13 protein-coding genes are annotated in these 13,852 nt (G+C 73.2%); 9 read left to right on the plus strand and 4 right to left on the minus strand.

The annotated features are described in order from the left end of the window. The first annotated feature begins 284 nt into the window (after positions 1 to 284). Positions 285 to 1,769 carry a MocR-like transcription factor YczR gene (gene yczR, locus OG389_RS29910; protein WP_328301562.1) on the plus strand — a complete coding sequence of 495 codons (1,485 nt, stop codon included), beginning with the start codon at positions 285 to 287 and terminating at the stop codon, positions 1,767 to 1,769. Positions 1,770 to 1,788: 19 nt separating this feature from the next. Here yczR and OG389_RS29915 read toward each other — a convergent pair whose 3' ends face one another. After that, a complete protein-coding gene (locus OG389_RS29915; RefSeq protein WP_328301563.1) occupies positions 1,789 to 2,424 on the minus strand; it encodes a response regulator transcription factor in 636 nt (211 codons plus the stop codon). Then, positions 2,421 to 3,620, minus strand: coding sequence for a sensor histidine kinase (locus tag OG389_RS29920; protein WP_328301564.1), 1,200 nt, complete (start codon positions 3,618 to 3,620; stop codon positions 2,421 to 2,423). Before OG389_RS29920 ends, OG389_RS29915 begins: the two co-directional genes overlap by 4 nt. Before the next feature lie 134 nt (positions 3,621 to 3,754). Here OG389_RS29920 and OG389_RS29925 point away from each other — a divergent pair, with 134 nt between their 5' ends. After that, positions 3,755 to 4,846: an ABC transporter permease gene (locus tag OG389_RS29925; RefSeq protein WP_328301565.1), complete on the plus strand. Its 1,092-nt coding sequence runs from the start codon at positions 3,755 to 3,757 to the stop codon at positions 4,844 to 4,846. Continuing rightward, a complete protein-coding gene (locus tag OG389_RS29930) occupies positions 4,843 to 5,535 on the plus strand; it encodes an ABC transporter ATP-binding protein (protein WP_328301566.1) in 693 nt (230 codons plus the stop codon). The genes OG389_RS29925 and OG389_RS29930 overlap by 4 nt, the downstream gene beginning before the upstream one ends. A 108-nt stretch (positions 5,536 to 5,643) precedes the next feature. Here OG389_RS29930 and OG389_RS29935 read toward each other — a convergent pair whose 3' ends face one another. Beyond that, complete coding sequence (locus OG389_RS29935) at positions 5,644 to 6,447, minus strand: IclR family transcriptional regulator (protein WP_328301567.1); 804 nt, start codon at positions 6,445 to 6,447, stop codon at positions 5,644 to 5,646. A gap of 336 nt (positions 6,448 to 6,783) precedes the next feature. On the opposite strand from OG389_RS29935, the gene allB reads away from it, so the two are divergent. The 3 genes from allB (at position 6,784) to OG389_RS29950 (ending at position 9,870) form a co-directional block, all read left to right on the plus strand. Then, positions 6,784 to 8,118 carry an allantoinase AllB gene (gene allB / locus OG389_RS29940; protein WP_443059473.1) on the plus strand — a complete coding sequence of 445 codons (1,335 nt, stop codon included), beginning with the start codon at positions 6,784 to 6,786 and terminating at the stop codon, positions 8,116 to 8,118. A 2-nt stretch (positions 8,119 to 8,120) separates the two neighbouring features. Beyond that, complete coding sequence (alc, locus tag OG389_RS29945) at positions 8,121 to 9,239, plus strand: allantoicase (RefSeq protein WP_328301569.1); 1,119 nt, start codon at positions 8,121 to 8,123, stop codon at positions 9,237 to 9,239. Positions 9,240 to 9,414: 175 nt separating this feature from the next. Next, positions 9,415 to 9,870, plus strand: coding sequence for a pyridoxamine 5'-phosphate oxidase family protein (locus tag OG389_RS29950; protein WP_328301570.1), 456 nt, complete (start codon positions 9,415 to 9,417; stop codon positions 9,868 to 9,870). Between the two features lie 44 nt (positions 9,871 to 9,914). On the opposite strand, the gene OG389_RS29955 is transcribed toward OG389_RS29950, so the two are convergent. Continuing rightward, positions 9,915 to 10,646, minus strand: a complete 732-nt coding sequence (locus OG389_RS29955; protein WP_328301571.1) for an SDR family oxidoreductase — start codon at positions 10,644 to 10,646, stop codon at positions 9,915 to 9,917. 190 nt (positions 10,647 to 10,836) lie between these two features. On the opposite strand from OG389_RS29955, the gene OG389_RS29960 reads away from it, so the two are divergent. From OG389_RS29960 to OG389_RS29970, 3 genes are all read left to right on the plus strand, one after another. Beyond that, positions 10,837 to 11,448 (plus strand): dihydrofolate reductase family protein, encoded by a 612-nt coding sequence (locus OG389_RS29960; protein WP_328301572.1) that lies wholly within the window; start codon positions 10,837 to 10,839, stop codon positions 11,446 to 11,448. Between the two features lie 158 nt (positions 11,449 to 11,606). Then, the gene (locus OG389_RS29965) at positions 11,607 to 12,527 is read left to right on the plus strand and encodes a DMT family transporter (protein WP_328301573.1); all 921 of its coding nucleotides are present in this window, start codon (positions 11,607 to 11,609) and stop codon (positions 12,525 to 12,527) included. 55 nt (positions 12,528 to 12,582) lie between these two features. Continuing rightward, positions 12,583 to 13,767 carry a cytochrome P450 family protein gene (locus OG389_RS29970; RefSeq protein WP_328301574.1) on the plus strand — a complete coding sequence of 395 codons (1,185 nt, stop codon included), beginning with the start codon at positions 12,583 to 12,585 and terminating at the stop codon, positions 13,765 to 13,767. The last annotated feature ends 85 nt before the right edge of the window (positions 13,768 to 13,852 follow it).

Below are 13,852 nucleotides of genomic sequence, written 5' to 3' on the forward strand. Positions count from 1 at the left end.
TCCGCCGCCGCGGACTGGTGCTGCTGGCGGTGCTGGGGCTGCTCGTGTGCGCTGCTGTGGGGTGACATGACACCGATTCTCGCTCGCGCCGCAGGAGGCGTCCCACGGCGGCCAGCGCGGCCCGCACGCGCAGGGGCTCGGCGATCCGGTTCTCGGTGGCGGTGAGCAGCGCCCGTTCGTCACGGTCGGTCAACATCGTGGAGTCTCCTTGCCAATCGGGGGCCAATACGGCGAGTCTGGTCCTGGATTGGCCTGGCCGGCAGAGCCAATCAGGGGAGGTTGGCATGGCAAACGGGCGAGTGGTCCAGACGGCGGACAGAACGATCGGCAGCCGCCAGCTCGCCGCGCTGCTCCCGGCGGAGGTATTGGCCCGGCCCGGCTACCGGGCCCTCGCCGACGCCGTCCGCACCCTGATCCTCGACGGCCGGGTCGCCCTGCACGTACGCCTGCCCGCCGAACGCGAGCTCGCCGAGGCGGTCGGCGCCAGCCGGGCCACCGTCACCGCCGCCTACGACCTGCTGCGCGAGAGCGGCTACGTCCGCAGCCGGCGCGGCTCCGGCACCTGGACCGAGCTTCCCGAAGGCCACCGCCCGGTCGGCGCCCACGCCATCCTCGGGGCCGGGGGCTACAGCGCCGACGGCGACCCCGGCATCGACCTCGCCATCGCCGCCATGGGCGCCCCCGAAGGCCTCGCCGACGCGGTGGCCCGGGCGCTGCCCAGGGTCCCGGAGCTGGCCCGCGCCCCCGGCTACCACCCCTTCGGCCTGCCGGACCTGCGCACCGCCGTCGCGGAACGGTTCACCCGGCGCGGGCTGGCGACCCGCCCGGAACAAATCCTCGTCACGGCGGGCGCGCAGCAGGCGTTCGCGCTGGTGGTGAGCCTGCTCTGCCGGCCCGGGGACCGGGTGATGACCGAGAACCCGACCTACGCCAACGCGCTCGACGCCCTGCGGCACGCGCGGCTGCGCACCGGGTCGATCGCCGTCTCCGACGCGGGCTGGGACCTGGAGATCGCCGAGTCCACGCTGCGCCAGACCGTGCCGAGGCTGGCGTACGTGATCCCCGACTTCCACAATCCGACGGGCGCGCTGATGCCGCAGGAGCAGCGGCTGCGGCTGCTGGCGGCCACGCGGCGGACCGGGACCTGGCTGGTGGTCGACGAGACCATCGCGGACATCGCGCTCGACGTGCCGGCGCCCGCCCCGACGGCCTCGCTCGCCCCGAGGGGCGGGGCCGACCACGTGGTGACCATCGGTTCGCTGAGCAAGACGCACTGGGGCGGACTGCGCGTCGGGTGGATCCGGGCCACCGCCAAGATGATCACGGAGCTGACAGCCGTACGGGTGGCGGCCGACATGACCGGGTCGGTACTGGACCAGCTGGTGGCCCTCCCGCTGCTGGAAGGCCTGGAGCGGTCGCTGCCCGCACGGCTGGAACAGCTGCGCGGGCAGCGGGCGGCACTGGTCGCCTCACTGGAGCGGCACACGCCGGAGTGGTCGTGGCGGCTGCCGCCGGGCGGGCTGTCGCTCTGGGTGGACCTGGGGGAGCCCGTCAGCTCGGCGCTGTCGGAGCGGGCGGCGGCGGCCGGGGTGCACATCGGGCGGGGTGCGCGGTTCGGGGTGGACCCGGGCACCTTCGAGCACCGGCTGCGGATCCCGTACACGCTGACGGCGGACCGGCTGGACGAGGGGGTACGGAGACTGGCGGAGGCCTTCCACGACGGCGTGCCGTTGCCCGCCGGGGTGGAACGGCCGTACTGGGTGGCGTAGCCCCGACGGGCGGGCGGGGCTACGGCGTGCGGATCAGACGGCGGGTGGCGGCTGCCGCGACCGCGGAGGTGCGGGAGTCGACGCCCAGCTTCGCGTAGATGTGGACCAGGTGGGATTTGACCGTGGCCTGGCTGAGGAAGAGCTGTTTGGAGATCTGCTGGTTCGACAGGCCGTCCGCGACCAGCTGCAGGACCTCCAGCTCCCGCTTGGTCAACGCCTCCGCAGGGGTCCGCATGCGGTCCATCAGGCGCAGCGCCACCGCCGGGGCCAGCGCCGACTGGCCCGCCGCCGCCGTGCGGACCGCCGCCGCCAGTTCCTCCGGCGGGGCGTCCTTGAGGAGGTAGCCCGAGGCTCCGGCCTCCACCGCCGCCAGGATGTCCGCGTCCGTGTCGTACGTGGTCAGGACCAGGACCCGGGGAGCCGAGGGCCGGGCCGTGATCAGGGCCGTGGCCGCCGAACCGTGCATGCCCGGGCCGGGGCCGAACTGGAGGTCCATCAGGACCACGTCGACGTCGGCGCGGCCGGCCAGTTCCACCGCCTGCTCCGCCGTCGCGGCCTCCGCCACCACCGCGAAGTCCGGCTCGGTGTCCAGCACCGCGCGCAGCCCGGCCCGGACCACGGGGTGGTCGTCGGCGAGGAGCAGCCGGATCGTCATGACAGTGCCTCCGCGGGCAAGGGCAGGGTGACGGCCACGGCGGTGCCCTGGCCGGGGGAGGACTCGACGGTGAACAGGCCGCTGAGGGTCTCGGCCCGCGAGCGCATCGCCGGCAGGCCGAAACCGCCCTCGCCGGAGGGGGCGGAGGAGGGGTCGAAGCCCAGGCCGTCGTCGACGATGTCCAGCGTCACGGAGCTGTCCATGAAGGTCAGCGTGATCTCGGCGCGCCCGGCCCGCGCGTGCCGCACCACGTTGGCCAGCGCCGACTGTGCGATCCGCAGCAGCGCCACCTCGTAGGGCGTGGGCAGGGGGCGCGGGGTACCGCTCAGGGAGAACCGGACCCGGGGGCCCGGCGCCCCCGAGCAGAGCCGTTCCAGCGCGGCCGGGAGCGACCCGTGCTCCAGGTCCGGAGGCGTGAGGGCCCGTACGAAGCGCCGTGCCTCGGCGAGGTTCTCCTGGGCCGCCTCCCGGGCCCGGCCGATGTGCGCGAGGGCCGCCGAGTCCGCGGGCAGGCCGCGCTCGGCGGCGCGCAGCAGCAGCTGGATGGAGGACAGGCCCTGCGCCAGGGTGTCGTGGATCTCCCGGGCGAGCCTCTCCCGCTCCGCGAGGATCCCGGCGCCCCGCTCGGCGGCGGCCAACTCGGCCCGGGTCGTGATGAGCTCCTCGATCAGCTCGCGCCGCCGCTCGCTCTCCCGGTACAGCGCCTGGTAGCCCAGTACGGTCGCCACCGCCACGGCCCCGCCCAGCAGCGGCCCGAGGAAGGCCCCCGGGGTCACCGCGCCGCTGTGCGCGAGGAAGCCGCCGATCGCGGCGCAGGCCGTCACCGCGACGGCCGTCACCCCCCAGCGCAGCCGCAGCAGGTGCAGCTCCAGGAAGTAGAGCGGGAACGCGATCCACAGCCCGTCGGGGGAGACCACGAGCAGCGCCGCCCAGGCCGCGCCCAGCCCGGCCAGCCACACCGCCCCGGCGCGCGCCGAGCGGTGCACCACGGGGGCCAGTACACCCGCCAGGTACACGGCGGCCAGCACCGCGCAGGCGGCCACCACCCAGCGGGCCTGCGGTGGGGAGTCGGTGACGGCCCGCCCGGCGGCGAGCGCGAGGAGCCCGAAGAGCAGCGCGTGCAGGCACAGCCGCAGGACGCGGGAGACGGGAGTGAGGGCGCGGCCGCCGGGTGCCGGAGCGGGGGGAGCAGTCATGTCCCGACCAGCGTAAGTCCGGGTCGGGCGGCCCCGGTCAACCAAAGGATTGATGTGTCCGTGCGTCCTTCGGCACGAGGATCGCTACCGTGGCGCGATGCCTTGTGTCCACGCGGAAGACCAAGGTGGGGAACATGTTCGTCGCATGGAGAGATCTACGGTTCGCCAAGGGCCGCTTCGCCCTGATGGGTTCGGTCGTACTGCTGATCACATTGCTGGTCGGCCTGCTGTCCGGGCTCACTGCGGGCCTGGCCCGGGAGAACATCTCGGCCATCACCGGCCTGCCCGCCACCACCCGTCTCGCGTTCGCCGCGCCCGCCGGGGACCAGAAGGTCTCCTTCACCAACTCCCAGGTGCCCGAGAAGGCCTGGCTGGCCTGGCGCGAGCGGCCGGGGGTGACCTCGGCACAGCCGCTGGGCATCCGCACCACCAACGCCGTCTCCGGTGAGCGCACGGCGGCCGTGTCCGTCTTCGGCGTGGACCCGGCGGGCACGCTCGCGCCCCGGGGGAGCGGCCTCACGCAGGGGCAGGTGGTCCTGACCGAGAAGGCGGCCGAGGAGCTCGGCGGCCTCACCCCGGGTGCCAGGATCAGGATCGGCCAGGTCGAGATGGTCGTGGCCGCGGTCTCCGGCACCGCCGCCTACAGCCACACCCCGGTCGTCTGGATGGACCTCAACGACTGGCAGCGCGTCGGTAACCCCGGCACCTCCCTCGCCACCCTCGCCACCGTTGTGGCCCTGGACGGCAAGGACGGCGTCGACTGGGCGGCCGGTGGCAAGGCCACCGCCACCCAGGCGCAGACGATCGACGGGGCCCTCGGCGCGATCGGCTCCTACACCTCCGAGAACGGCTCGCTGCAGCTGATGCGCGGGTTCCTCTTCGCCATCTCCGCCCTGGTCATAGGGGCCTTCTTCACGGTGTGGACCATCCAGCGCAGCGGGGACATCGCCGTGCTGAAGGCGCTGGGTGCCTCCACCCCGTACCTCCTGAAGGACGCGCTGGGGCAGGCCGTGGTGATGCTGGCGCTCGGCACCGGGGCCGGCACCGCGCTCGCCGCCGGTTTCGGCGCCCTGATCAGCGGCGGCGCCGTGCCCTTCGTGCTCGAAGCCGCGACCGTGCTGGTCCCGTCCCTGGTGATGATCGCGCTCGGTGCGCTGGGCGCCGCCCTGTCCATCCGGCGGATCACCGCCGTAGACCCCCTGACCGCTCTCGGGAGCGCCCGATGACCCTGCTCGTCCACGACGTCACGCTCACCTACCCGGACGGCGACGGCCGCCTCACCGCGCTCGACGAGGTCCGCCTGGAGGTGCCGGCCGGCACCCTGACGGCCGTCATCGGCCCCTCGGGCTCCGGCAAGTCCAGCCTGCTCGCGGTCGCCGCGACCCTCGTCACGCCCGATTCGGGGCGGGTCGTCGTGGCGGGGCAGGACACCTCGCAGCTCGGCGCGGCCGAGAAGTCGGCCCTGCGCCGGGAGAGGATCGGCATCGTCTTCCAGCAGCCGAACCTGCTGGCCTCGCTCACCGCGGCCGAGCAGCTCCAGGTCATGGCGCACCTGTCCGGCCGCCCCGCGCGGGCCGTGCGCGGGCGTGCCCTGGAGCTGCTGGACGCCGTGGGCCTGGCCGACAAGGCGGGCAAGCGGCCGCACGAGCTCTCCGGGGGGCAGCGCCAGCGGATCAACATCGCCCGCGCCCTGATGAACGAGCCCGCGGTGCTGCTGGTCGACGAGCCCACCAGCGCGCTCGACCACGAGCGCGGCGCGGCGGTCCTGGACCTGCTGGTCACCCTGACCCGGGAGCGCTCCACCGCCACCGTGCTGGTCACCCACGACCACGCCCACCTGGACCGCATGGACCGTACGGCGACGATGACGGACGGCCGCCTCGCGCAGGGCGCGGAGCCCGCCCCGGCGGCCTGACCGGCGGGACCCTCCGAGCAGGCCTTGCGGAGGGGAACGCGCGAGAGCCCGGCGCCCCCTCCGGAGGGGGCGCCGGGCTCTCGCGCGGGTCTACCGCCCGGCCAGGTCCTACGCCGGGTTCTGGCTCTGCAGGGCCACGGACAGCTCGGCCGCGACGCCCTGGAGGATCGGCACGAAGGACTCGGCCACCGCTTCGGTGACCCGGCCGGCCGGGCCGGAGATGGAGATCGCGGCGGCGGTCGGCGAGTTCGGGACGGAGACCGCGAGGCAGCGGACTCCTATCTCCTGCTCGTTGTCGTCGACGGCGTAGCCCACCTTGCGGACGTGCTCCAGGGCGTCCAGGAAGCCCTCGGGCGTGGTGATGGTCTTCTCGGTCGCGGCCGGCATCCCGGTGCGCGCGAGCAGGGCCCGTACCTCGTCGGCGGGGGTGTAGGCGAGCAGCGCCTTGCCCACGCCGGTGGAGTGCGGCAGGACGCGGCGGCCGACCTCGGTGAACATGCGCATGGAGTGCTTGGACGGCACCTGGGCGACGTAGACGATCTCGTCGCCGTCGAGCAGGGCCATGTTCGCGGTCTCGCCGGTCTCCTCGACGAGCCGGGCGAGGTAGGGGCGCGCCCAGGTGCCCAGCAGCCGCGACGCGGACTCGCCGAGGCGGATCAGCCGGGGCCCGAGGGAGTACCGTCGGTTGGGCTGCTGCCGGACGTAGCCGCACGCCACGAGGGTGCGCATGAGGCGATGGATGGTGGGCAGCGGCAGTCCGCTGGCGGCGGAGAGCTCACTGAGGCCGACTTCGCCTCCCGCGTCGGCCATGCGTTCGAGCAGATCGAAGGCGCGCTCAAGGGACTGGACGCCACCGCTGGCGGCGGCGGGCTTGGTGGAGTCGTCGGTGGTGCTGGCGCTGGACGTCGGCACGGCGCGGTCCTTTCGGTGCTGGCAGGCAAGAAAGCAGCCTACCGGTCGGTCGGCGTCGGCCCTAGGGCCGGGTCACTGCCGTCCTCGCCGGTCAGAGGCGGTTTGTCCTGGTGGCGGACATCCTCGGGAAGTTACCCGCGCAGTCCCTGGTGGTGGTAGCTACATTCTGCATAGTGAAATCTTAATTCCATCCTGTGGAAACATCCAATTGCGATACGGGCCCGTCAGTGGTCCGTCCGGGCGCTCTTGACTGGTTCCGCATCGACGTGAAGACTCCGTCAACAGAACGTTGAATTTCGCTCTGTGGAAGTAGATGGGGAGGTTCCGGTGTCCGACCTGGCTGTGGAACTGGTACTGCGCTCGACGCGCGTCATCACCCCCGAGGGGACGCGTGCCGCTTCGGTGGCCGTCGCCGGCGGGAAGATCGCGGCCGTGCTGCCGTACGAGGCCGAGGTACCGGCCGGGGCCCGGCTGGAGGACTTCGGCGACGACGTGCTCCTCCCCGGCCTGGTCGACACCCACGTCCACGTGAACGACCCCGGCCGTACCGAGTGGGAAGGCTTCTGGACGGCCACCCGCGCCGCCGCGGCCGGTGGCATCACCACCATCCTCGACATGCCGCTGAACTCGCTGCCGCCGACCACCACGACCGCCAACCTGGTGGTCAAGCAGGAGGTCGCGCGGACCAAGGCGCACGTGGACATCGGCTTCTGGGGCGGTGCGCTGCCCGACAACGTCAAGGACCTGCGCCCGCTGCACGACGCCGGCGTCTTCGGCTTCAAGTGCTTCCTGTCGCCCTCCGGCGTCGAGGAGTTCCCGGAGCTCGACCAGGAGCAGTTGGCCTCCTCGCTCGCCGAGATCACCGGCTTCGGCGGCCTGATGATCGTGCACGCCGAGGACCCGCACCACCTGGAGTCCGCGCCGCAGAACCCGGGCCCCAAGTACGCAGACTTCCTGGCCTCCCGCCCCAAGGACGCCGAGAACACCGCGATCCAGAACCTGATCGACCAGGCGAAGCGGTTGAACGCGCGCGTTCACGTACTGCACCTGTCGTCCTCCGACGCGCTGCCGCTGATCGCCGCCGCCAAGGCCGAGGGCGTGCAGATCACGGTCGAGTCCTGCCCGCACTTCCTCACCCTCACGGCCGAGGAAGTCCCGGACGGCGCAACCGAGTTCAAGTGCTGCCCGCCCATCCGCGAGTCCGCCAACCAGGACCTCCTGTGGGACGCGCTCGCCGACGGCACGATCGACTGCATCGTCTCCGACCACTCCCCGTCCACCGCGGACCTGAAGACCGGCGACTTCGCCACCGCTTGGGGCGGCATCTCCTCCCTCCAGCTGGGCCTGCCGGCCATCTGGACCGAGGCGAGGAAGCGCGGCCGCACCCTGGAGGACGTCGTCCGCTGGATGTCCGCCGCCCCGGCCGCCCTCGCCGGCCTGGCGCGGAAGGGCGCGATCGAGGCCGGCCGCGACGCCGACTTCGCCGTCCTGGCCCCTGAAGAAACGTTCACCGTGGACCCGGCCCACCTCCACCACCGCAACCAGGTCACGGCGTACGCGGGCAAGACCCTGCACGGCGTCGTGAAGTCCACCTGGCTGCGCGGTACGCAGATCGCCGACCACGGCACCCCGTCCGAGCCCACCGGCCGACTCCTCGAAAGGCAGAACTGACTGTGGCGATTCCTTCCTTCACCGGTAACGCGAACCCGTACGGGGGCGGCGACCCGTACGCGGACTACCGCACCGCGGACTTCCCGTTCACCCAGTACGCGAACCTCGCCGCCCGTGAGCTGGGCGCCGGCGTCATCGAGGCCAACGACGAGTTCTTCGCCCAGCGCGAGAACCTGCTGATCTCCGAGGCCGCGCACTTCGACCCCGAGGACTTCGGCCACAAGGGCAAGGTCATGGACGGCTGGGAGACCCGCCGCCGCCGCGGCATCTCCGCCACCCAGCCCTGGCCGACCGCCGAGGACCACGACTGGGCGCTCGTGCGCCTGGGCGCCCCCGGCGTCATCCGCGGCATCGTGGTCGACACCGCCCACTTCCGCGGCAACATGCCGCAGGCCGTCTCCGTCGAGGCGACCAACTGGGAAGGCGCCCTCGCGCCGACCCCGGCGGAGCTCCAGGGCGACGACATCAAGTGGACGACCGTCGTCGCCCGCACCCCGGTCGGCGGCCACGCGGCCAACGGCTTCGAGGTCACCGTCGAGCAGCGCTTCACGCACCTGCGCGTCAACCAGCACCCCGACGGCGGCATCGCCCGCCTGCGCGTCTACGGCGAGGTCGTGCCCGACCCGAAGTGGCTCGCGGCGCTGGGCTCCTTCGACGTGGTGGCGCTGGAGAACGGCGGCTCCGTCCAGGACGCCTCCAACCGCTTCTACTCCCCGCCGACCAACACCATCAACCCGGGCCGCTCCCGCAAGATGGACGACGGCTGGGAGACCGCGCGCCGCCGTGACAACGGCAACGACTGGATCCGCTACCAGCTCGTCGCCGAGTCCGAGATCCGCGCCGTCGAGATCGACACCGCGTACCTCAAGGGCAACTCGGCCGGCTGGGCCTCGCTGTCGATCAAGACGGGCGAGGAGGGCGAGTGGACGGAGTTCCTGCCGCGCACCCGCCTGCAGCCCGACACCAACCACCGGTTCGTGCTCGACGCCCCGGCGGTCGGCACCCACGTGCGGATCGACATCTTCCCGGACGGCGGCTTCTCCCGCCTGCGCCTCTTCGGCGCGCTGACGGAGTCCGGCACCGCCGCGCACACCGCCCGTCACCAGGAGCTGGGCGGCTGACGCCACCTTCGTGACCGCCCCGGGGGCCGACACCCCCGGGGCATGCCCACCACCCCGCGGGGGCGCACCGGTTGCCGGCGCGCCCCCGCGGCGTTCCCGCCCGCGGGAGCCGGCGGCCCGCCCGCTAGCCTGCGGGCACGGCACACGGGCACACGGCAGGGGAGGCGGACGGACCATGACCACCGGAGCACCGCGCACGAAGGAACAGCGCCGCGCGGACGCGCTGTCGCGGTTCGAGAACGACATCGACGTCTGGGTGGCCACGGCGGACGCCGAGGGGGTCCCGTGCCTCGTCCCCCTCTCCTTCCGGTGGGACGGCGAGACTTTCCTGATGTCCACCGGGCGGACCCTGCCCACCGGACGCAACCTCGCCGCCGGCGGACGGGTGCGGCTCGCCTTCGGCCTGACCCGCGACGTGGTCCTCGTGGAGGGCGCCGCGACCCGGCTGGAGGCGGCGGAACTGGCACCCGGCGAGATCGAGGCCTTCGCGGCCCACTCCGGCTTCGACCCGAGCACCCTCCAGACGCCCTACCCGTACTTCCGGGTCGCGCCGGTGTGGATCCAGGCCTGGCGCGAGGCCGACGAGATCGCGGGCCGCGACCTGATGAAGGACGGCCGCTGGCTGGTCTGACCCCCCGACAGCCGGGGCCGGGGGCGCGCGGGTCGACGGGCCGGCTACGCCGCGTGGCCGCCGTCCACCGCGAACTCGGCGCCCGTGACGTACGCGGCGTCCGGGCCCGCGAGGAAGGACACCATCGCGGCCACCTCCGCCGGGGTGCCGAAGCGGCCCAGGGCCGTCAGCGCGGACTGCGGGGCGGCGTAGGGGCCGCCCGCCGGGTTCATGTCGGTGTCCACCGGGCCCGGGTGGACGAGGTTCGCGGTGATCCCGCGCTCGCCGAGCTCCCGGGACAGGGCCTTGGTCAGGCCGGTCAGCGCGGCCTTGCTCATCGCGTACAGGGTGCCGCCCGGGCCCGGGACCCGCTGGGTCATGCAGCTGCCGATGGTGATGATCCGCCCGCCCCGGTCCATCCGGCCGGCCGCCGCCTGGGCGCTCAGGAACGCGCCCCGGACATTGACCGCGAGGACCCGGTCCACGTCCGCGAGGGCCAGTCCTTCGAGCGGGCCGAGCACGCCCACCCCGGCGTTGTTCACCAGGACGTCGATGCGCCCGAGCCCGCGCACGGTCTCCTCCACCGCCGCGACCGCGTCCGCGGCCCCGCCCGCGTCGGCCCGTACGGCCAGGGCGCGTCGCCCGAGGGCCTCGATCCGGCCGGTCACCGACGCGGCGGCCGCCGCGTCGTCGACGAAGGTGATCGCGACATCCGCGCCCTCCCGCGCCAGCCGCAGCGCGCAGGCCGCCCCGATGCCCCTGCTGCCGCCGGTCACCAGCGCCACTGTGCCGTTCATGGGCGTCTCCCTTGTGCGTCGTGTGTCTTGTTCGCCAGATGGTTTCGAGTTCAATGAAATCGGGGCCTGGGTCGGCGCGCTGGCAGGAATCGGACCTCGCGTTCGCGCGCGCCGGATCGATGAGTTCCGGGCGGCCGGGAAGTCTGAACCTGTAGACAGCGGACGTACCTCCACCAAGGAGCGCGAAGCCATGGGAAAGCTGACCCTCACCACCTTCCTGACCCTCGACGGAGTGATGCAGGCCCCCGGGGCACCGGGGGAGGACCCCAGCGGCGGGTTCGAGTACGGCGGCTGGCTCGTGCCGCTCGCCGACGAGGGCGTGGGGGAGTTCATCGCCGAGGTCTTCGAGCGGACGGAGGCCTTCCTGCTCGGACGTCGGACCTACGAGATCTTCGCCTCGTACTGGCCGCACCACGACGACCCCGCCGACCCGGTCGCCGGCAAGCTCAACCGCCTCCCGAAGTACGTGGCATCGACCACGCTGAAGGAGGCCGCCTGGGGTCCCGCCACCGTGATCGACGGGGAACACCCGCAGAGCGAGATCGTGCGGATCAAGGACACCGTGGACGGGGAGCTGCAGGTGCACGGCAGCGGCGTGCTGGCGCAGTGGCTGCTGGCGCGGGACCTGGTGGACGAGCTGAACCTGCTGGTCTTCCCCGTATTCCTGGGGGCCGGCCGCCGGCTGTTCTCGACGGGCGGGCTGCCGACGGCCTTCGATCTGACGGCCTCCCGCACCACCCCGGGGGGCACCGCCATCCACACCTACCGCCCGAAGGGCCGCGCCACGTTCGGCAGCTTCTGACCGGGGGACCGGCGGCGGGAAGGGGGGCGGCGGGAAACGGGAGGGGGCGGCAGGGAAGCGGGTTTAAGCACTCGACCGGGCCGATCATGCTCCGGTAGCGTGAGCCGCCCCGTGCGAGCCGCCGAAGCCTCCACCCGCATCCTGCCGTTGGAGACCCGGTGTCCACCGTCGCCGCCCCCGTGTCCGTGCCCGCCCCCACCCGTCGCGGGGCCTGGCTCGCGGACCTGCCGGTCCTGCTCGTCGCCGTCGTCTGGGGCGGCAGCTACCTCGCCGCCAAGGGCGTCACCACCTCGCACACCGTCATCGCGGTGCTCGTCCTGCGCTTCGCACTGGTCCTGCCCGTACTCGCCGTCGCCGGCCACCGCCGCCTGCGCGCCCTCACCGCCGCCCAACTGCGCGGCGCCGGAGTCCTGGGACTCGTACTCGGCGGGATCTTCCTGCTGGAGACCTACGGGGTGGTCCACACCTCCGCGACCAACGCCGGGCTCATCATCAGCCTGACCATGATCTTCACCCCGCTCGCCGAGTCCGCCGTCCGGCGCAAGACCCCCTCGGCGGCCTTCCTCGGTGCCGCGGCCGTCTCCGTCGGCGGGGTCGTCCTGCTCACCCAGGGGGCCGGCCTCACCGCTCCGAGCTCCGGCGACCTGCTCATCCTGGCCGCCGCGCTCGCGCGGACGCTGCACGTCCTGCTCATGGCCCGGATCAAGGCGGTGCAGGAGGCGGACTCCCTGTCGCTGACCACCGTGCAACTGGGCAGCGCGGTCGCGGTGTTCGCCGTACTGGCTCTGCTGCCCGGCACCGGAGCGAGCCCCTGGGCGGCCGCCGCCGACTTCGGGGCGGCCGAGTGGGCCGGACTCGCCTTCCTGTCCGTCTTCTGCACCCTCTTCGCCTTCTTCGTGCAGATGTGGGCGGTACGCCGCACCTCGCCCTCCCGGGTCAGCCTGCTGCTCGGCACCGAACCCCTCTGGGCCGCCGCCGCGGGCATCGCCATCGGCGGCGAACACCTCGGTACGGCCGGCCTCGCGGGGGCCGCGCTGGTACTCGCGGGTACCGCCTGGGGGCGGCGCGCTGCTGGCTGAACGAATGGCCGAAAGCAGCTCAGCCCCAGGTCAACTCCCGGTCTAGGGTGACCGCATGCCAGTCCTGGACCTCAGTACGATCGCCGAAGACTTCAACGAGAACCCGTACCCGCATTACGCGCGCCTGCGCGAGGACGGGCCCGTCCACCGCGTGAAGGCGGCGGACGGTCAGGAAGTCTGGCTGATCGTCGGTCACCAGGAGGCCCGTCAGGCCCTCACCCACCCCGAGGTGTCCAAGAACTGGCTGACGTCCGGGCTCTACGCCGACCGGGAACGGACCGAGGCCAGCGCGAACATGATGCGCGCCGACCCGCCCCACCACACCCGGCTGCGCCGGCTGGTCGCCCGTTCCTTCGCCCCCTCCCGCATCGAGGGCCTGCGGGGCCGCATCCAGGAGATCGTCGACGGGCTCCTCGACGGGATGCAGGCACTGCCCGAGCGGCGCGCGGACCTGATCGAGTCCTTCGCCCTGCCCCTGCCCATGACCGTGATCTGCGAACTCCTCGGGGTCCCCGAGGCCGACCGGGGCGTCTTCCGCGACTGGATCACCCAGATCGTCTCGCCCACCGGGCTGGAGTCCGAGAACGCGGCCGTGCGCACCATGACCGCCTACATGGCCGACCTCGTCGACGCCAGGACGGCGGACCCGGGCGAGGACCTGCTCAGCGACTGGGTCACCAGCCGGGGGGACGACGGGGACCGGCTCTCCCGGCAGGAGCTGGTCGCGATGGCCTTCCTGATGATGGTCGGCGGGCACGAGACCACCGTGCACCTGATCTCCAACGGGATCCGGGCCCTCCTCACCCACCCGGAGCAGCTCGCCGCCCTGCGCGCCGATCCGGACGGGCTGATCGACGGCGCCGTGGAGGAGGCCCTGCGCTACGACGGCCCGGTGGAGACGGCCACCTTCCGCTACGCCAGCTCGGACCTGGAGATCGGCGGCACCTTCATCGAGGCGGGTTCGCCCGTCCTGGTCTGCCTCGCCGCGGCGGACCGGGACCCCGCCCGCTTCGAGGACCCCGACGCCTTCGACATCCGCCGCCCGGGCCGCGGCGGGCACATCGCCTTCGGACACGGCATCCACCACTGTGTCGCGGCCCCGCTGGGCCGAATGGAGGGTCGCATCGCGATCCGGTCGCTGCTGGAACGCTTCCCGGACCTCCAGGAGGAGCCGGCCGTCCTCGAATGGGCGCCCGGGACCCTGGTCCGCGGGACGACCCGGCATCCGGTGCGCTGGTAGCGGGGCGGGGGCGGGGGCGGGAGTGGGTGCGGGAGCGGGTGCGGGCATGCCGGGAGGCGCAGGGGCCGCCCAGCCCTCCCGGGAC

It is taken from the genome of Streptomyces sp. NBC_00435 (genome assembly GCF_036014235.1).
Taxonomy (GTDB): Bacteria; Actinomycetota; Actinomycetes; order Streptomycetales; family Streptomycetaceae; genus Streptomyces.